The sequence below is a fragment of the Mesorhizobium sp. YR577 genome (genome assembly GCF_900116595.1).
Lineage (GTDB): Bacteria > Pseudomonadota > Alphaproteobacteria > Rhizobiales > Rhizobiaceae > Mesorhizobium_M.
On the sequence record NZ_FPBI01000020.1, the window covers coordinates 73,335 to 92,320 of the forward strand.

The 18,986-nt window shown below is 56.9% G+C and carries 16 protein-coding genes and 2 pseudogenes; 13 read left to right on the plus strand and 5 right to left on the minus strand.

Features of this window, described 5'->3' with window-relative positions; translation table 11 throughout:
* The 3 genes and pseudogenes from BM413_RS24710 to BM413_RS24720 all read left to right on the plus strand — a co-directional run.
* Positions 1-942 (plus strand): ABC transporter permease, encoded by a 942-nt coding sequence (locus BM413_RS24710; protein WP_091917512.1) that lies wholly within the window; start codon positions 1-3, stop codon positions 940-942.
* Positions 942-2,645 (plus strand): dipeptide ABC transporter ATP-binding protein, encoded by a 1,704-nt coding sequence (locus BM413_RS24715; RefSeq protein WP_091917513.1) that lies wholly within the window; start codon positions 942-944, stop codon positions 2,643-2,645. Before BM413_RS24710 ends, BM413_RS24715 begins: the two co-directional genes overlap by 1 nt.
* Before the next feature lie 92 nt (positions 2,646-2,737).
* A pseudogene (locus tag BM413_RS24720) lies at positions 2,738-3,085 on the plus strand (AraC family ligand binding domain-containing protein); the annotation flags it as partial.
* A gap of 613 nt (positions 3,086-3,698) precedes the next feature.
* On the opposite strand, the gene BM413_RS24725 reads toward BM413_RS24720, so the two are convergent.
* Genes BM413_RS24725 through BM413_RS24745 form a run of 5 tightly spaced genes read right to left on the minus strand, consistent with a single transcriptional unit; the run spans position 3,699 to position 9,298 of the window.
* Complete coding sequence (locus BM413_RS24725) at positions 3,699-5,267, minus strand: M81 family metallopeptidase (RefSeq protein WP_091917514.1); 1,569 nt, start codon at positions 5,265-5,267, stop codon at positions 3,699-3,701.
* Between the two features lie 33 nt (positions 5,268-5,300).
* Positions 5,301-6,383: an extracellular solute-binding protein gene (locus BM413_RS24730; RefSeq protein WP_091917515.1), complete on the minus strand. Its 1,083-nt coding sequence runs from the start codon at positions 6,381-6,383 to the stop codon at positions 5,301-5,303.
* Between the two features lie 56 nt (positions 6,384-6,439).
* Entirely contained in the window at positions 6,440-7,237 is a 798-nt protein-coding gene (locus tag BM413_RS24735) for an ABC transporter permease (RefSeq protein ID WP_244538018.1), read from the minus strand.
* A 43-nt stretch (positions 7,238-7,280) separates the two neighbouring features.
* On the minus strand, positions 7,281-8,192 hold the full coding sequence (locus BM413_RS24740) for an ABC transporter permease (RefSeq protein WP_244538015.1): 912 nt from the start codon (positions 8,190-8,192) through the stop codon (positions 7,281-7,283).
* A complete protein-coding gene (locus tag BM413_RS24745; protein WP_091917517.1) occupies positions 8,189-9,298 on the minus strand; it encodes an ABC transporter ATP-binding protein in 1,110 nt (369 codons plus the stop codon). Before BM413_RS24745 ends, BM413_RS24740 begins: the two co-directional genes overlap by 4 nt.
* 287 nt (positions 9,299-9,585) lie before the next feature.
* On the opposite strand from BM413_RS24745, the gene BM413_RS24750 reads away from it, so the two are divergent.
* The 10 genes and pseudogenes from BM413_RS24750 to hxsA all read left to right on the plus strand — a co-directional run bounded on the left by BM413_RS24750 (position 9,586) and on the right by hxsA (position 18,953).
* Positions 9,586-10,293 (plus strand): GntR family transcriptional regulator, encoded by a 708-nt coding sequence (locus tag BM413_RS24750; RefSeq protein ID WP_091917518.1) that lies wholly within the window; start codon positions 9,586-9,588, stop codon positions 10,291-10,293.
* A 75-nt stretch (positions 10,294-10,368) separates the two neighbouring features.
* A complete protein-coding gene (locus BM413_RS24755; protein ID WP_091917519.1) occupies positions 10,369-11,715 on the plus strand; it encodes an aspartate aminotransferase family protein in 1,347 nt (448 codons plus the stop codon).
* Between the two features lie 8 nt (positions 11,716-11,723).
* On the plus strand, positions 11,724-13,436 hold the full coding sequence (locus BM413_RS24760; RefSeq protein ID WP_091917520.1) for an acetolactate synthase catalytic subunit: 1,713 nt from the start codon (positions 11,724-11,726) through the stop codon (positions 13,434-13,436).
* Positions 13,436-14,209, plus strand: coding sequence for a 3-oxoacyl-ACP reductase FabG (gene fabG / locus BM413_RS24765; RefSeq protein ID WP_091917521.1), 774 nt, complete (start codon positions 13,436-13,438; stop codon positions 14,207-14,209). The genes BM413_RS24760 and fabG overlap by 1 nt, the downstream gene beginning before the upstream one ends.
* A gap of 72 nt (positions 14,210-14,281) precedes the next feature.
* Positions 14,282-15,001 (plus strand): winged helix-turn-helix transcriptional regulator, encoded by a 720-nt coding sequence (locus BM413_RS24770; protein ID WP_175544429.1) that lies wholly within the window; start codon positions 14,282-14,284, stop codon positions 14,999-15,001.
* Positions 15,002-15,074: 73 nt separating this feature from the next.
* Positions 15,075-15,474: pseudogene (locus BM413_RS24775) on the plus strand (ATP-binding cassette domain-containing protein); the annotation flags it as partial.
* 146 nt (positions 15,475-15,620) lie between these two features.
* Positions 15,621-15,896 (plus strand): hypothetical protein, encoded by a 276-nt coding sequence (locus tag BM413_RS24780; RefSeq protein ID WP_091917523.1) that lies wholly within the window; start codon positions 15,621-15,623, stop codon positions 15,894-15,896.
* Positions 15,893-17,302 (plus strand): His-Xaa-Ser system radical SAM maturase HxsB, encoded by a 1,410-nt coding sequence (hxsB, locus tag BM413_RS24785; RefSeq protein WP_091917524.1) that lies wholly within the window; start codon positions 15,893-15,895, stop codon positions 17,300-17,302. The genes BM413_RS24780 and hxsB overlap by 4 nt, the downstream gene beginning before the upstream one ends.
* The gene (hxsC, locus tag BM413_RS24790; RefSeq protein WP_091917525.1) at positions 17,299-18,405 is read left to right on the plus strand and encodes a His-Xaa-Ser system radical SAM maturase HxsC; all 1,107 of its coding nucleotides are present in this window, start codon (positions 17,299-17,301) and stop codon (positions 18,403-18,405) included. Before hxsB ends, hxsC begins: the two co-directional genes overlap by 4 nt.
* Complete coding sequence (gene hxsA / locus BM413_RS24795) at positions 18,402-18,953, plus strand: His-Xaa-Ser repeat protein HxsA (protein ID WP_091917526.1); 552 nt, start codon at positions 18,402-18,404, stop codon at positions 18,951-18,953. The genes hxsC and hxsA overlap by 4 nt, the downstream gene beginning before the upstream one ends.
* Positions 18,954-18,986: the final 33 nt, after the last annotated feature.

Genomic DNA, 18,986 nt, shown 5'->3' on the forward strand with positions numbered 1-18,986 from the left:
ATGAACAGCTCGCATCAGTTTCCATCAGGCAGCCGCTGGCAGCGGTTTCGCGACTCTGAACTGGGCCGCGCCTTCCTAGGCTCGCCTGGAGCAATAATCTCTTTTGCGATGGTGCTGTTGATTGTATTGGCGGCTGTGGCGGCGCCGCTCATTGCGCCTCAGGACCTGCGGGTGGCCGGAACCGTGGACCTGATGAACGGGTTCACTCCGCCGTTCAGCGCGAACGCGTTTTCCGGAACGTACTTTCTGCTGGGAACAGACGGTCAGGGACGCGACATGCTGTCAGCGATGTTGTTTGGCGCGCGCACGTCACTGACGGTCGGCATCGCTGCTGTCGGATTGTCGGCTTTGATCGGCGTGACGCTCGGTTTGATTGCAGGCTATGCCGGGGGTCGGCGCGATGCGCTCATCATGCGTATGGCGGATGTGCAGCTTGCGATCCCGTCGATGCTTGTGGCGCTGCTGATTTTCGGTCTGACGCGTTCGCTGCTTCCCTCCGGCATGCGCGACGCGATGGCGATCTATGTCGTGATCTTCGCAATCGGTCTCTCGGACTGGGTCTCGTATGCCCGCACCGTGCGTGGCGCGGCCATGGTCGAGATGCGCCGCGAATATATCCAAGCTGCAACGATGATGGGGCGTCCCGCGCGCGCGATCCTGCGGCGGCATCTTCTGCCAAATGTGGCGAGGCCGATCCTCGTTATTTCGACGATCAATTTCGCTCTGGCGGTGATCGCGGAATCTACGCTGTCGTTTCTGGGTGCAGGACTTCCGCCAAATCAGCCGTCGCTTGGTACGCTTATCCGCATTGGCCAGCAGTTCCTGCTGTCCGGTGAATGGTGGATCCTCACTTTCCCCGCGCTCGTTCTGCTGGCGCTTGCGCTGTCGATCAATCTGCTGGGCGACTGGCTCCGCGAGGCACTGAATCCGAAGGGCCGCTGATGGAGAATGTGCTGGAAATCGAGGGGCTGCGCGTCGAGTTTCCTGGCTGGCAGGAAGACGTCATCGCCGTGGACAATGTTACGCTTTCCATCGGTCCCGGCGAAATCCTGGGAGTCGTGGGCGAAAGCGGCGCTGGAAAATCGACGGTTGGAGCAGCAATTACCGGGCTTCTGCAACCGCCCGGTCGCATCGCCGCCGGTCGCATCCGGTTCAAAGGCCGTGAGATCGATGCCACCGATGCGCGTGCCATGCGCGCGCTGCGGGGACGTCAGGTGTCGACGATATTCCAGGACCCTCTGACGAGCCTCAATCCACTCTTCACGATCGAGCGGCAGCTTGTGGATACGATCCGAACCCATCGTTCCATGTCGCTGCCTGAAGCCCGGGCAGAAGCTGTACGGCAACTTGAAGCGGTTGGCATTCCCGAACCAGCACGGCGCGTGAAGAACTGGCCGCATGAATTTTCAGGCGGCATGCGCCAGCGCGCTGTCATAGCGCTCGCTTTGTGCTCCAATCCCGAACTGATCATAGCCGACGAGCCGACCACGGCGCTGGATGTGTCGGTTCAGGCGCAGATACTGCAGCTCATACGATCGCTCGCCCGCGAACGGAAAATCGGCGTTATGCTTGTCACTCACGATATGGGCGTGATCGCACAGATCACCGACCGCGTGGCGGTAATGCAGGGCGGCAAGCTGGTCGAGCTGGGACCAACGCTTCAAGTGTTGGAGAGGCCCGAGCATCCCTACAGCCGCGCGCTGATTTCCGTGGTGCCGCGCATGAATGTGAAGCGTGACCGATTCCCTGTCGCGGGGTTAGGCCGTGGCGTGGATACTGCACTGGAATGGCTGGCCGGCGGACACCAAGCCGCCACCGCCACTCGAGATGGTCCGTTGGTAGAGTTGCGCCTCGTTGGCATGACCTATGGAGGGCGAAATGGGCTCTTCTTACGCAGTGCGGGTTTCAGTGCACTTTCAGGCATCGACCTTTCCATCGAACGCGGCGAAGTTCTGGGGCTAGCCGGCGAAAGCGGCTCCGGCAAGTCGACGATTGCTCGCATTCTCGCAGGACTTACCCCACCGACCCACGGCACCATGCTGTTTGATGGAAATGAGGTTTTCGGTGCGTCGCATGCGATCAGGTCACAGATCCGACGTCAGACGCAGATGGTATTTCAGGACCCGTATTCCTCGCTCAATCCGCGCATGAAGGTGGCCGACATTCTGGCCGAGCCGTTGCTGCACCATCGCTTTGTCGGCAATGCCGCCGCGGCGCGGTCTGTAGTAGCGGAATTGCTGGCAGCGGTCGGCCTTCCCGCAGATGCCGCCCTGCGTTATCCGCATGCGTTTTCGGGCGGGCAGCGTCAGCGTATCTCCATCGCGCGAGCTTTGGCCAGCCGCCCTCGTTTTCTGATCTGCGACGAGCCTACCTCCGCGCTCGACGTGTCGATCCAGGCGCAGATTCTCAACCTGATGAAAGACCTCCAGGAGCGGCTGGGATTGACCGTTCTGTTCATCAGCCACGACCTGCCGGTGGTGCGGCAGATGTGCGATCGGGTCGCCGTACTGCAAGGCGGCAAGCTATGCGAGGTCGCGCCGACCGAGCAGTTGTTCACCCGGCCCGGACACGCATACGTCCAGCGACTCCTGTCGCTGATCCCAGTCATGCCCGCCACGGTCGCTTTGAGTTTGGAGTCAAGCTGAATTGCGACTTGCAAATCACTTCAAGCCAGCTTCACTTGAGCCAGATCACGCAGTGGGGTTGCAGTTTCTGCGAAATGATCAATATTTGAACGATGTCGAATGCCCTGCGCATTGTACGTGGCCGCTTCGGGAGAGTGGCGCTGCTTGATATGGATCGGCCCCTGGTGCGGCACGCGCATCCGCATTGCCATGTCCTGTTGAAGGTCGAGGGGGCCGATACGCAGTTTTCGGTGCGCGACCGGCTCGTGCCGCTCACCGACGAGAGCGCAGTTCTGATCAATGCATGGGAGCCGCATGCCTATGCGCACGATCAGGCGCGTCCGAAAACCGTGATCCTTGCCCTCTACATCGAACCGCAATGGCTCGGCCATTTCCGGTCGAACTGGGTAGCTAGCCACGCGCCCGACTTCTTCGATACCAATGTCGGCTCGATCACACCCGACAATATGGTGCAGCTTGTGACCCGCCCCGCGACCTGAAGCTTCTAGATGAGGTCGAGGTGCGGGTGAAGAGGCGTCAGCCGTTTTCGACGAGGCGAGACCGATGGTCGCGGCGAGGTGGCTCTTCCATCGCCAAGCGAGCCGAACATCAGAATACTGGTTCCTTGCGGAGTCAATCATCGCTGCGAGCTCCGTGACTTAAGAATTGGAGACGTTGGCGTAGCTGGATGATGCTGTCGAGTGTCTTCCCAGGTGGCGAGTGTCCGCTGGCGAGGCGGCGTTCGTTCCTAGAATTGGCACCTCAGCTAACTGATGTTCGGCGGCGGCCAAGAGGAAGCGGCCGGTCGATCGTCTACGATATTCCACTGGGGAAGGTCCATGTCCCCTACAGGCGGCTCAAGGTCGCAATCAGTCTATTCTGCTTGATCATAGTCGTGATCACCCGGGTGGAATACGATAGTCATCTGAAATTACAAGTCTCCGTGCCATCAGGCCCCCGCAACCAACTTACTTCGCACACCATCATGCATGTTTGCTAGGTGGCCTCGCTTGCTCGATGAAGCTAGTTCTTCGTTCGGTCGGTAGGTCGCAAGTTAAAATCTCACCGATGCCTTTACAGAATTTCTTCTGTCGACACAGTCCTCAAGGCTGCAAATGACCCTTCAGCTTTTCGGGAAAGGGCGCGTCCGTTCCGGTACATTCTCACCCTTACCGCCGGCTCCCCGATGTCGTGCTCGGGCCAGAAGCGCGCGTTCGCGTATTTGAGCGATCCTTTGGTGTAATAGCCGATCCCTGGGCTGTGAACCAGGAGAGGGGTCGCCCGATCGCCGAAATTCAGCTTGAAATGATAGCCCGACTTCACAACCAGAAAATCCTGTGCGGCAATGTCGATGCCCTGGCTTGTGAAAACTGCTGGATCGTGGCTGAACGCCGGTTTGGTCGTCAGTATTACGCTCAACCGGTCCTCGATTTCGATGACGGCCGTCGGTCCCATGGAACTTGGTTCTCCGCCCTGGAACGGACCGTCCAGAACAATGTTGCCATCGCTTAGGTGCACGATTTTACCAGTGACCGCCAATGGCACAAAACCCGGCGTTGTGCCGCCGCCAATGTTAAGAGTGATTGGGCGATTTATCCCACACTGATATGCTTTCTGCACGCTTGCCGGGTCGGTCACCGGCAATGCGCCGCGCAAAGCATCACGACGCTTGAGAGCAGCTGCGAGTATGGCGGTGCTGTCTCCCGGCGCCCCGGCGAGTACTCGATCGCCCATATCGGCCAAAACGTATGGTTGACGACTTTCTCGGGCGGCCACCAGTGCTAGGGCATCCTCAATCGATATCAGCTCATCCTCGAAGCGCGCGCGTTCGCGCCAGAATCGCTCTACGATCGATTCGGCGATCAATCCGCTCTCTTCATAGTCATTCGTTAGCACAACCGCGGCCTGGCCGATGTCGGAATCGTCAGCGTAACGAAATACGTTGAAAACCGAGATGTCCCAAATCGCGTTATCATCACGCGTGATCTGCCGCGCATACTCATGAATTTCGGAAAGTGGCCCGCTCGCTGTTTCGGCGGCACCGGGCAGGATCATGGGGATTTTCGCGAGAGTGTTCACCGGGCGGAGTTGGCCGGCCAGCATCGCCAGCAGGCATTTCACCACCTTCTCTCCGCATTCGACGACGTCGGAGTGCGGATTTTCCTTGCATGCAATGCATATGTCAGTCGCCGCAACCATTGCGTCGGTAATATGAGCGTGGAGATCGAGCCCAATGCCCACCGGAACAGCGTGCCCGACCGCATCTCGCAAGCTCTTCAGTAGGTCGCCCTCGGCATCGGCAAATCTGGTTGTCCCCATTGCCCCATGGAGTTCTAGTGCAATTGCATCTGGTTTATGGGTGAGCGCGTCGGAAACCAGCCTCGACTTCACCCATTCAAAGAAGTCATGATCCACGAGGCCGCTCGGCGGTGCCGTCACGGAAAGACTGGGAATTACTTTTGCTCCCTGTCGTTGAAGCTGGACTATCATGCCACCAAGAGTCGAGCCCGATGTGGTCGCCGCCTCCACCAGTGTGCTGCCGTCACAGATCTGGAAATCAGCCTTGGTCGTAGCTTGCGGGTTGAAACCATTCGACTCATGCCAGAAGCGCGCAACCATGACGCGGGCTTGATTATCTTTCATCTCGTTGTTTCCCTTATTCGTCGTTGGCCGGACTTACTGGATCCAGCTGTTCCAACGCTCCAGCATGAGTGCCGCATTATCGTTGATCCATTTCGCGTCCGGGACAACGACGTGGTTCTCCATCTCGTCAGCACTCGGCATGTCAGCTCGGGCCTCAGTCGACATCATCGAGATTGCTGCCCCGCTTGGGGGCGTGCAGGAAAGAACATCACAGACTTTCGCCTGTGCCCCCGGCGAATTCAGCCAGTAATCCAGGAGCTTCAGCGCATTGTCCTGATTTGCAGCATTCTTGATTAGGGCAATTCGATCGCCGACAAGAAAGGCGGCCTTGTATGACCATGCGACCGGGCGGCTTTCACTCTTCAGGGCCTTGGCCCTCGTCAGCCAGATCTGTCCGATCGAATATTCGCCATTGCGGAATCCCTGCATGCTTTGATCTCCGCTTTTCCACCATAAGGAGATGGCGGGTCGGATTTCGTCGAGCTTTGATAAAGCGCGGTCTATATCGAGCGGGAACAGATTCTCGCGGCTGACCCCGTCAGCAAGAAGTGCAGCAGCCATGACCCGCCAGGGATCGTCAAAATTTGGGAAAGCGCGGCCTCCCGGAAACCTGTTCAGGTCCCACATATCAGCCCAGCTCTCTGGCATCGATCCGTCAAATGCATCCGCCTTGTAAGCGAGCAAGGTTGCGTTTGACAGCAATCGCACCCCGGCTGCTGTACACGCGTCTTCCGAAAGATCATCATTCCTGGAAAGCTGTTCCTCGCAGAAGCTGGATAGATCCTGTGCAGATTGAACGTGTTCGTCCGAGCTCGCCTGGATGTCGCCCTGAAGGTAGAGGTCCCAACTTACATTACCGGTGCGGACCATTGCGGTGGCTTTCGCGCGCATCTCGGCATTTGTGCCGGCAACCGTCGCAACCTCGATCCCGGTTTGTTTCGTAAAGGGATCGAACCAGGCTTCACGCAGGGCTCGTTCGTATGCGCCGCCCGTCGTGGCAATGATCACCTTTCCCGCTGCGTTTGCGGTCGCAACGCCACTTATCCCGGAGACGCAATATGCGGCGGCGAACAGAAAGATCTTTTTCCATGATTGATTTCTGACGGATCGGTTCATCGATCGGTGTCCTCTCTGCTGAAAGCGCTAAATGAGAAACTGTATTGATTGGATAGTCAGCCGCGTTTTGCGTGATGAATGATGGCCATGAGCATCAAGGACAAGCCGACCATAATAGTGGAAACCGCTGCGATGACCGGAGTGAGATTGAAGTCGATGTCTTCGAACATCTTGCGGCTGATTGTCTTGCCGCCGGTATCGGAGATGAAGAATGCAACGGTCGCTTCGTCAAAAGATGACAGAAAGGCAAACACCGCACCGATTGCGATCGCGGGTGCGATATTGGGGAGTATCACGCTAAAGAAGCTTCGCAGGCGGCTGGCGCCGCAACTCAGCGCAGCTAGCTCGATCGTGAAATCAAAGCGCTGCAACGCTGCCATGACGGTGATCACGACATAAGGGATTGCCAACACGGTATGTGCAATCAGAAAGCCGAAGAAATTGCCCGTGAGCCGCATTGGGGCAAAAACGAGATAAAGCGCCACACCCAGCACGATGTGTGGAACGATCATTGGGCTGAAGGTGAGGGCTTGCACGAGCGATTTTCCGTGAAAGTTGCCTCGCACCAGCGCTATAGCCGCGAGCGTACCGATTACGGTGGCAGAGACCGTTGTAGCCATCGCTATCTTGAAGCTGAAGAGCGTAGCAGCCATCCAGTCGGGATCATTGAAATACTCGCGGTACCAATGAAGGGTCAAATCCTGCGGGGGAAATTCGATGTAGCTGGCGGTGTTGAGCGAAATTGGAATTATGATCAATGTCGGCAGGACAAGAAAAAAGAAGATGACGCCGAGCACAAGCCCAGCCAGCAGGGTGCCGAGTGCGCTTCGGTAGGGACGCGCCAGCTTGGGCAAGCCAATAGGCACCTTGTCACCCGTACCAAGGAGTCTGTTTGATTCAACGGACACCGTGAAATCCCCTGTTGAATGAGAGCATCTTGCGGAAAATCAGAACGAAAAAGAGCGTCAGACATAAGAGTACTGTCGAAAGTGCTGCCGCAAACGGCCAGTCCAGAAGTGCCGTGGCCTGCTGGCCGATCAAAGTCGCCATCATCAATGTGCCCGGACCGCCAATGAGTGCGGGCGTGATGTAGAATCCGAGGGCGAGGATGAAACACATGACACAACCCGCGAACACGCCGGGAAGGCTTAACGGGAGCGTTACGAAGACGAAAGCCGAGGTAGCCGTCGCACCAAGATTTCGCGCGGCCAACGCGTATTCCTTTGGAATGGATCGTAGTGCGGCAAAGATCGGCAGGATCATGAAGGGCATGAGCACATGCGTCATGGCAACGATCACCGCAACCTCATTGTAGATGAGTTTCAACGCTTCCGAGACAATACCGGCGTCTGTGATAAATCGATTGATCACTCCGTTGCGCTGCAAAAGGACGATCCAAGCGTAGGAACGAACGAGAACGGGTGACCAGAGCGCGATGAAAACCGAAGCGGCCGCAACGAGGGCAAGGTTGCCTTTCAACCGAGCCATGGCGAAGGCGACTGGAAACCCCAACAATAAGCTGGCAGCAGTGACCGCAAGGGCGACTCTGAATGTCCGCGCCATAACCGCCATGTAAAGCGGCTGCTCAAAAACACGCATATATGGCGAGAAGTCCAACTCCGGACTGAAAAGGCTCAGTTTCGCGAGATATCCAATCGGATAAAGAAACCCGGCCGTAAGGACGGCAAGTAAGGGCATGAGAAGGCACAGTGACAGTACTGGTGACAAGTCCCGAAAAGACTGCTGCACAAACGCCTGTCGAAAGCGCGCGTACCAGCCGTCACTCATGTGAGAGACCAATTCGCTCATACCTGGGCCTCCGGCGAAGGAAAGACATGAAACGCTTCCTTTTGTGCAATCACTCCAACGCAGTCGCCAGCCCGTGCAATCGGCATGCCGCCCGTTATCGGAACCTGGATTTGCACAATCGGATTCCCCCTGACGTTGGTTTTCACCAAAACGAGTTGGAAAGAGCCTACGAAAACGCTGGCCTCGACGCGGCCTTGGATTGTGTCGGGCGTTCCGGGGCTTGCGATCGTTAGCCGCTCGGGTCTTACAGCCAGCCGCACCAGATCGCCTTTCGCGACGCGGGCACGATCCTCTGCATCCAGCGTCGGTACAGGCAAGGTGATTGACTCGCTTACCCTAACGATGCAGGCGTTGCGCTCATGGCCAAGATATTCGGCGTCAATGAAGTTCATCTTGCCGATGAAATCAGCGACGAAGGCCGATTGCGGCTTCTGATAAAGCTCCATGGGTTGCCCGATCTGGACAAGATTGCCCTGGCTCATGACGGCAACGCGATCCGACATGGTCAGAGCCTCGTCCTGGTCATGCGTTACATAGACCACAGTGGCGCCAAGGCGCTTTTGAAGCTTCGAGATTTCAAGCTGCATGGACTCCCGCAGCTTCTTATCGAGCGCGCCCAAAGGCTCGTCCATCAAAAGGACTGGAGGTTCAAACACTATCGCGCGGGCGACGGCGACACGCTGCTGTTGTCCGCCAGACAATTCATGGGGGTATCGATTTTCGTAGTCGCCAAGCTGGACCAGTTCCAACGCGCGCTTGACCTGATCTGCGATTACTGCGCGCTTCATTCCACGCATACGTAGTGGAAATGCGATGTTTTGGCTGACGGTCAAATGTGGAAACAATGCGTACTTTTGAAAAACCATGCCGATGTTGCGATGATTAGGCGCGAGCGCCGTGACGTCGCTGGCACCGATCGATATGCGACCCGCGGAAGGTCGGTCGAAGCCGGCAATCATCGACAAAAGTGTCGTCTTGCCTGATCCAGACGGACCTAGGATGGAAACGAATTCCCCGGCCTGAATTTCAAACGAAACGTCGTCTACGGCGACAGTGTCATTGTAGCGTTTCCCGAGCCTATGAAGGGCAAGCGTTTGGCCAATCAATGCCAGTTCTCCTCTGGAACCTGTTGTTACGAGTTCCGGTGGCTGCAGAGGTGCTCCCCCGGCATCCAGCGGTCTCATTTTGTTGTTCGCCGCTTTGCCACTCCGTTGAGACAAAAGATTTCGGCAGGCGGGAGCAGGGAGCGCCCGCGCTCCCTATTTCATTCAATCGGCTAGGCGACGGATTTGCCGAATGTGTTATATTGTTGTCACACAATCGACGCATAAGGTTTATTGTGATTTTTTGATGCAACATAAATTTCACGTTGTCAACGGATGGGAGACAAGAAATGCCTGACGAGGCCGATGACACACAAAATGAAGGCAAACCACCTGTCCGGCTGGGCGAGGTGGTTTACCAGCAAACGAAAGAGCGCCTGATACGCGGCGCGTTCGAACCCGGTCACAAGCTTACTGTTCGCGCTTTGGCAGAAGCTCTTGGAGTCAGCTCTACGCCGGCGCGTGATGCAATCAACCGGCTGACCTTCGAGGGTGCGCTCGTTTACGCTGGGCCTAAAACAGTAATTGTCCCCTTTGTTGGCCCCGAAGCTCTTGAAGAGATTACATTAATGCGCCTGGCCCTGGAAGGGCTCGCGGCTGAAAGATCTGTGTCGCACGTGGCGCAGGGCAATATTGACGAGCTGATCAAGATGCAGAGCCAGATAAACGCCGCGCTTGATACTGCGCGCTATGCCGACGCGCTGTGGAGCAATAAGGAATTCCATTTCCTTATATACAGGCTGTCGCAGATGCCACACCTCATGAGCACAATCGAAACCTTGTGGCTCCGGATCGGGGCATCATTCAATGATCTTTATCCTGAATTCGCCGAGGCGAAATACGGAGTTCACAACCATACTGCTGCGATAGAGGGCCTTATCGACCGAGATGGCGGTGCGGTGCGCGCGGCAATAGAAAGCGATATTCGCGATGGTTATAGGCGCCTTAGGAAGGCGGGACGCGAACGCTCCATGCAGAAACCGCCCTTTTCAGCATAATTTTGTTGCGTCAGTGACGTATGTGTGATTTTTGTTGCAACATATTAGTGATCGCAATCACAGGAGGTGCAACAAATGCGTTACTACGACGCCGTGCCTGCGGCCGGCACGAGATCGTCAAGATCGGAGGAACTTTTCAGGAGCGGACTGCGCGTATTTCCCGACGGCACCAGTCGTGTGACTGTCGAGCGCAATCCAACCCCGGTATACATATCGCACGGGGAGGGCGCGTACCTCTTCGACGTCGACGGAAGACGTCGCCTGGATCTGAATAACAATTACACCACACTCATTCACGGTCATGGGTTCGCCCCCGTCACGACAGCGGTCGCTTCGCAGCTGGAGCGGGGCACCTGCTTTGCCAATCCAACGGAACACGAGATCGCGCTCGCAGAACTGCTGCTAGGCCGGATACCGACCGTGGATCGGATCCGGTTCGTTAACAGCGGGACAGAGGCCGTGATGTTTGCCATCAAAGCTGCCAGGGCATTTACTGGAAGGCCAGGGATCGCCCGGATAGAAGGTGCCTATCACGGCGCTTATGATTGGGCCGAAATCGGGCAGGCCGGTACGCCTTCGAATTGGGGGCCCGATGAAAGCCCACTTCCGATTCCACTTTACCGTGGGGTACCCGAAGCGGTCGCAAGGGATGTAATGGTCCTGCGCTTCAACGACATTGAAGGCGCCGAAAGGCGTATTGCGCAAGCAGCCGACAGACTCTCCTGCATCGTTATAGATCCAATGCCCAGCAGGGCAGGGCTTACTGCGCCGAAGCCAGGGTTCTTTGAAATGTTGGAATTGAGCGCCCGCAAATACGGGATCCTGATCCTTGCAGATGAGGTTCTGAATTTCCGCCAAGGCTACCATGGCGCATCCGCACGCTATGGCATCGCGCCGGATATTATTGCGCTGGGCAAGATAATCGGCGGAGGATTTCCGATCGGCGCCATTGCGGGCCGAGAAGAGGTCATGAAGGTTTTTGGCGCGCCAGGCGCCAAGCCGACTCTGCCACAAGGCGGCACGTTCTCTGCCAATCCGGTTTCGATGCTTGCGGGCTATGCGGCTATGAGCGCAATGACCGAAGCTGAGTTCGGTCGTCTCGAAATCATGGGTGAACGTGTAAGGCGGGGTCTTGCCGCTGCCATCGATGCGATTGGGGGCACATTCTCGATTACTGGCTCGGCGTCCTTGTTCCGGATTCATCCTAAGCCCACGCCCCCCACGCAATTCCGGGAGGCCTTCATGAGCCCCGAAGAGGCCGCTCTGATGAGTCGCCTTTCAATGCATTTTTTCGATCACGATATTCTGCTGCCCAATGGGGCGGCAGCCTGCCTTTCCACTGCGATGGATGATGAGGATATCGACAAGATCATAGCCTGTTTCCAGGACTTCGTCGCCGACAAAGACCCTATCAAGAATTGAGGACAAAGATGCCTATTGAGCTTACAGGCACTGTAGCCGACCGAATTGCGCAGGCCCTTCAGCGTCACGAGGTCACACACATATTCGCGCAAAGTCTGCCGTCAGCAGTTATCCTGGCAGCGGAAAGCCTCGGCATCCGTCAGATTGCCTATCGGCAAGAGAATATGGGCGGCACCATGGCGGATGGCTATGCGCGTCGTTCGGGGAAGATTGGCGTTGTCGCGGCCCAGAATGGGCCAGCTGCAACACTCTTGGTGCCCCCCTTGGCAGAGGCACTTAAGGTGAGCGTCCCGATTGTTGCCCTCGTTCAGGATGTGGAGCGGGATCAGGCCGACAGAAACGCTTTCCAGGAACTTGATCATCTTGCCTTGTTCCAATCTTGTACAAAATGGGTGCGCAAGGTTGTCGTGCCGGAACGCATTGACGACTACGTTGATGCAGCTTTTGCAATTGCCGGTTCGGGACGTCCAGGTCCTACCGCTCTGGTCCTGCCCGCCGATCTTTTGCGTGCACAAGCGTCGAATGCGCATTTCCCTCGTTCTGCATCCCTCGGACGGTGGCCACTGGATCGAGGGCGCCCTGCGGATGCTGAGATTGCTCGCGCGGCCAAAATCATTGCCGCAGCAAAATCCCCCGTCGTGATCGCCGGTGGCGGCGTCCATGGAAGCGGAGCAGCTGATCAGCTTAGCCGGCTTCAGGAGGAGTGTGCGCTTCCCGTTTTTACGACCAATATGGGCAAGGGCAGTGTCGATGAACATCATCGTCTATCAGCAGGTGTGTTGGGGTCCTTGGTCGGGCCATATTCATTGGGCCGCCATTCGGTCACGCTGGTCAACGAAGCGGACGTCGTGCTTCTGGTTGGCACCAGAACCAACCAAAATGGCACGGATAGCTGGAAGCAGATTTCCCGCGATGCAACGGTGATGCACATTGATGTGGATCCCGCAGAAATCGGCCGTACATACGAGGCCTTGCGGCTGGTGGGTGATGCCGCAGAAACCCTGAATGCCCTGCGTGATCATCTGAGCCGCCTCGATCTTTCCCTTCGGGAAACGTCCCGGTCGGCTGTGGTTGCGCGCATCAGTTCATTCTGGCGCATGTTCGAAAAGGAGAGAGGTGTATTTACCGCCGCAACGTCTACTCCGATCCGCCCTGAGAAGGTGATGGCTGAGCTTCAGGCCTGTTTGACGCCGCAGACCACGGTTGTTGCCGATGCCAGCTATTCGTCTATGTGGGTTGTCGGCCAGTTACGCGCGCTTTCACCCGGAATGCGGTTCCTGACGCCACGTGGCCTCGCCGGTCTGGGCTGGGGTGTACCATTGGCTATAGGCGCCAAGGTCGCTCAACCCGAAAACCCGGTCGTGGCGATTGTAGGAGATGGAGGCTTTGCCCACAGCTGGGGCGAGCTTGAGACAATGGTGCGCTCCAATGTTCCCGTAACAATCGTCGTTCTCAACAATGGCATCCTCGGTTTCCAAAAGGATGCGGAGACCGTGAAGTTCGGTGCTTTCACGTCAGCATGCAATCTGGGCAACGTAAATCACGTGATGATTGCACGGGCATGCGGGTGCGATGCCGTGCGCATCGATGACCCTGCCCAACTCGCACAACATTTGCGTTTCGGTCTCAGCAGTAGGAAGCCCTATCTCATCGAGGTCATGACAGATCCCAATGCACGGCCGCCGCTTTCGCTCTTCGCCCAGATGGATAAGGCTGCGTGATGCGGATCGGCCAATCACGGATAGCCGTTGTGACGGGCGGAACGACGGGTATAGGTCTGGCAACAGCCAGACGCCTTTTGAAAGGCGGGCACCGAGTCGCGATCTTCAGCCAACGGTCAGAAAATGTCGCAGCGGCACAGCAGGCACTTGAAACAGAGCATCCGCCAGAACGGGTGCTTGCTCGTACAGTCGATCTTGTCGATGCGTCCGCCATCACGTCTTTCTTCCGCGAGGTTGAGCGTGTGTGGGGAACACCCGGCATCCTTGTCTGCAACGCAGGTATCTCTCCGAAAGGACCCAGTGGCGCCGTGGAATTTTCCGAGATTGCGTTGCGCGAATGGAATGAAGTTCTCGCCGTGAACCTGACCGGGACAATGCTTTGCTGTCAGGCGGTTGGCCCTGGAATGATCAGGAATGGTTTTGGCCGAATAATTTTGCTTGGCTCAGTGGCTGCGAGAACCAGACCTAAGATAGCTGGAGCGAGCTATGTTGCTTCAAAGGCAGCACTTGCCGGCCTGGCAAAAGCGCTGATAGGCCCTTACTCGCCGAGCGGCATCACGATTAATCTTGTGGCGCCAGGGCGAATTCTAACTGGTATGACAGGGGCAAAAGACGACGCCTCCAATTGTGCCGCTTTGAGCAGAATCCCAATTGGTCGCCTCGGCGAACCCGACGATGTCGCAGCGGTGATTGAGTTTCTGACGTCCAAAGACGCTGGCTTCGTCAATGGAGCCGTGATCGACGTCAATGGCGGAGAGGTCGTCCCGAACTAGAAAGAAATGATCATGATAGCTCATTCTTGTGCGACAGCGGCGTGGGGAAGTTCTCCGACGGGGAAGGTGGGTATGAAGCCGGTCGTAGCGCTGAACTCCAACGATCCCGAATTATATCTCCTGCTCCAGCATATCCTTGAGGCAGAAGGCTATGATCTGCGCCTCATAGGTGGGATCGAAGATTTGGATCACCTTCTAGAGATCGAAAAATTGCACGCTGTTCTCCTCGATTGCGCATCAGATAGTTGTGGTGCACTGGACATATGCAGCCGCCTCAAGGGCGCAAAGAATAGCCTACCGATTCCCGTTGCAGCTCTCATACCTCCGCAGGGAGATGCTCAACATATCGAACTTATCAAGGCCGGCATTGACGATGGCATGCTGAGGCCATTGGCGCCGTCCAGATTGCTTCAATTCCTGCGCAGTCAGCCCGACGTTGTTACGGGTGCCGACGAGCTAGGCACTCTGGCTGAAGGCAAGTTACTGCAACAGCACATCCTCGAGATGGATATGGAAGCCAAACGCGTCTATTGCAGCGGTCGTCACCTTGAGTTGCCGCCGATAGGCTTTCGGCTCCTGGCATGCCTCCTGAAATATCCCGATCGCGTTCATAGCCGCGAGGCACTAATTATGGCTGGTTGGCGAGAGACGGCTCCTGTCAATCAACGGGCCGTCGATATTCACATCGGTCGGCTGCGTAGAAATCTTCGCTCGATATCGGGGTTCGATATGATACGAACAGTTCGTTCCGTCGGCTATGCCCTGCAAACGGACGCAGTCACCACCAACTGATCGACAAGATGGGTGTCGGAACTTCTCCGGCGCCCACCTCACTCATCGCGCGAAGGCGAACGGAAGAATTTCCATGGCCAATGACGACATTCTTCTCTCGGTGGACAATGTTTACGCCACCTATAACTACGCCATTACCGCCCTTCACGGGGTGAGCTTCGAGCTGCGCCGTGGGCAGATACTCGCCTTGCTCGGGCAAATGGCGCCGGCAAGACAACGACGCTGAGGCCGTCTCCAACCTTCTGCCGGCCGAACGCGGGCAGGTCAGCGCGGGAACGATCCGGTTTGAGGGTGTCGATATCGCGCGCCAGCGGCCGGGCGATCTCGTCCGCGCCGGGCTGGTTCAGGTGCTGGAAGGCCGCCACTGCTTCCGCAGCCTCACCGTCGAGGAGAATCTTGTGTCCGGCGGCATCGGGCGAAGCGCAAGCGGCGCCGAGATCAAAGCGGACCTCGAACGGGTCTACGGCTATTTCCAATGGCAGTGGGGGCGCTTGTGGCCTTTTCTTGCTGGCGCGTTGTCGGTTGTAGCGATCATCTTACTTCTTCGTTTTCTATGATCGTTCACAGCGCTTGCTTGTCTACTTCGCTCGTTGCAATATCGCGTCGGGGCTAGGGGTGGATGATTTTTTCAGAAAAACCGCATGAATCCGTAACTGCGTTGGAAATTCCGCAGCAGTTTGAATCTTATGTGGCGGCCGCGCTGATGAGGGTACAGGTCCTATTTCCTGCCCTGAAGTTCCAGCAATGCGACAATGGCGTAACCATTCATGGCGTTGCTATCGCGGAGGAAGGGAATCTCCGAAAAGCTCTCCTCCATGCCGTCTATCGCGAGAAAATCTACGCCGAGACCCTGTCGATGCGACGGGACCTAGTCTCTACGGTCACCGCACGATGACCATATGGCCCCTGAAATTCCGCGAGTTCTCAAATGGAGAGGTCTTGTTCGCCGATGATGCCGGCGGCTTCTTCAAATCAGACGACAGCTTCCTCGATCGATACGTGACTGACCAACTGACCGAGAGGGACGGGGCCTTTCTTCGGGAGGGCGGACATGCGTTCGATACCAAGTTCGATCTGCCCTGGACGTCGTTCGCGTATCGATGGTCTCGTCGTCAGTCAAAGCAGCAACAGCTGTCCTATGTGATCCTGGTGCCGACACTTCGCTGCAACCTGGCATGCGGTTACTGCCAGGTTTCTCGTGCCCCTGAGAGCGCCCGTGGTTTCGATTGGACCGACGACACCTTAACCAGCGTGCTCGCGTTCCTCGACGGCGTCGAAGGGCCCGACCTCAAAGTCGAATTCCAGGGTGGCGAGCCGCTACTCCGTCTTGACCTGCTCGAACAGGTCCGCGACTTCTGCCGCGCGAGGTTCGCGCAATCCCAGTTCGTAGTTTGCACCAATCTTCAAAACCTTGGCCCGCGGGAATGGGCATTTCTGGAGGCGGATGACACTTTCATCAGCACATCGTTGGATGGGGATCGGCTGACCCACGAAAGGCAGCGGACGCACGATACCGTTCACACGGATGTGTTCTTCTCCAATCTGGATGAGGCCGTTCGTCGCTTCGCACCGGGCAAGATTTCGGCGCTGCCGACGATCGATGTCGCCAATCCACCGGACTTCGATGCGTTGCTCGACAACTTCGAACGCTACGGTATCCGTTCGGTTTATCTCCGACCGGTCAATCATCAGGGCTTTGCCCGAAAGCTGAAGCAGGGGGAGGAGGTCCTATCGAGATGGAACGCCCTTCATTCCAAATTCATCGACATTCTGATTGCCCGGAACCAGGAAACGGGCCGCTTTATGGAAGAATACTACTTCAGCCAATGCCTGAAACGTGTTCTGTGTCTTGGCACCGACAATCACGTCGACATCCGAAATCCCAACTTCTTCGCCTCGGATTACCTCGTAATCGACCATGATGGCCGTCTCTATCCGACGGACGAGGCTCGAATGCTTTCACGCATCGGCCGCATCGATCTCAGCATCGGGGACATCGCTACCGGGATCGACACCGCCAAGGTCGACGTTCTGAACGCCTCATCCGTGAACAACTTCGATCCCGACTGCATTCACTGCGCCTACCAGCCATTCTGTGGGACCGACGTCGTCGACGATGTCTCCAGGTACGGGCGCATTGACGTGCCACGGGCGGATACCTGGTTCTGTGGTCGCCATACTGCTGTCTTCGACAAGGTTTTCGAGGTTCTCTATCGGAAGGACCAAGCTGCGCGGAACTCGGTTGCGCAATGGAGCGGCGTGGCAAACTGGGGAGACCATATGGTCCCTGTGCACGCATGATCCCGCTGCGCATCAAGGTCGACACTGACGCGGTCGAGCCCTATGTCGTTCGACTTCGCTCTCTGGAGGGACTTGCCGACGAACACGCCAGACACGAGCTCAATAGTTTCGAGGCAGCGCTGGAAGCGGCCGGACCGGACAGTGCGGAATATCTGGGCGAGGCCGGTTCAATCCGGATCCATGGTATCGATCCGTCGGAAGTCGACGGAGATGTCTTGCTGGTCAACCCGCGCCGTGGTGTTGCCGACCGTCTCATTCGAAGGTCGTCACCCCACAATACGTTCTTGGTAACCGAGCGTTGCGACCAACTGTGTGTGATGTGTTCGCAGCCACCGAAGGAACATCACGTCGACATGTTTCCTCATTTCGAGGCGGCGGCACTCCTTGCGCCGCAAGATGCGACCATCGGAATCTCGGGCGGCGAACCGACCTTGTTCAAGGACCAATTGCTGGAATTCCTGCAACGGGTGATGGCCGAGCGCTCCGACCTTCGCTTCCATATCCTCACCAATGGCCAGCATTTCGACGAGCGCGACCTGGTCGCAATGCAGTCTCTCGACAGAGGTCGCATTGTTTGGGGGATTCCCCTTTATTCACGTGATCCCGCAATTCACGACGAAATCGTTGGCAAGCAGGGAGCCCAGGAACAACTTCTTCGCAACCTGGCCATTCTCTGTCGTGCTGGCGCACAGGTTGAGCTTCGCACCGTTCTGATGGAACCGAACGCTCAAGGACTCCTTGAGTTGGCCCGCTTCATCACAACGACACTGCCCTTCATCCAGACCTGGGCAATGATGCAGATGGAGAATATCGGTTACGGCCGCAAAAACTGGAAAACGCTGTTTTACGATAGTTCTGCCGGGTTCGATGTCGTCGCTCGCGCACTGGATCTCGTAAGAAGTCGAGGGATCGACGCACAGCTTTACAATTTTCCGCTCTGTACCGTGCCTGAGGCCTACCGTCCCTTTGCACCGTCAACGATTTCAGACTGGAAACGCGCATTTATGGATGAATGCGACGGATGCGATCTGAGGAGCCAGTGCGGCGGCTTCTTCGAGTGGCATCCGCGCAATCACGGATACAGCGGCTTGGGGGCCATATGAAAAAGAGATTGTTCGCAATACCGTCCTTGCTGGCAGCCGGATTTCTCCCAGCTCAAGCACAGGCTGCGCCGATACGGCCAACGCTTGACGATGGTGGGAAGTCGAAATCGATGTTCGATGTCTTCAAGCTTGATCATCTGTTCACCCTCGCAGGGCATCGAAGCCACAGCTCTCATCGCAGCCACAGCAGTCACAGGTCGTCGACAGGCGGATATTCTTACAAACCACCGGTTTATCGGGCACCTGCGCCCACCTACACAGCTCCGCTTTACAGCGCGCCTGCCGCGCCCGCGCCGACATATCAGGCACCCGCAGTCGCGCCCGCACCATTGAAGGTACTCCCGGGGAATTCGGATAAGTTCAAGGAAATCGTCCGCGAGGTGCAGTTCGCGATGTTTGCCTTTGGATATTATGAAGGCGAGTTCGATGGTGTGCTGGGGCCGACAATGAGGACTGGGTTGCAAAAAATGCAGGGGGACTATGGGCTTAAGGTAACCGGGACGATCACGCCGGAGACGCTAACGGCGCTGCGGATTACGGCGCGGTAATGGGCAGCCTGTCAAATTTACCTTCTTTCATTC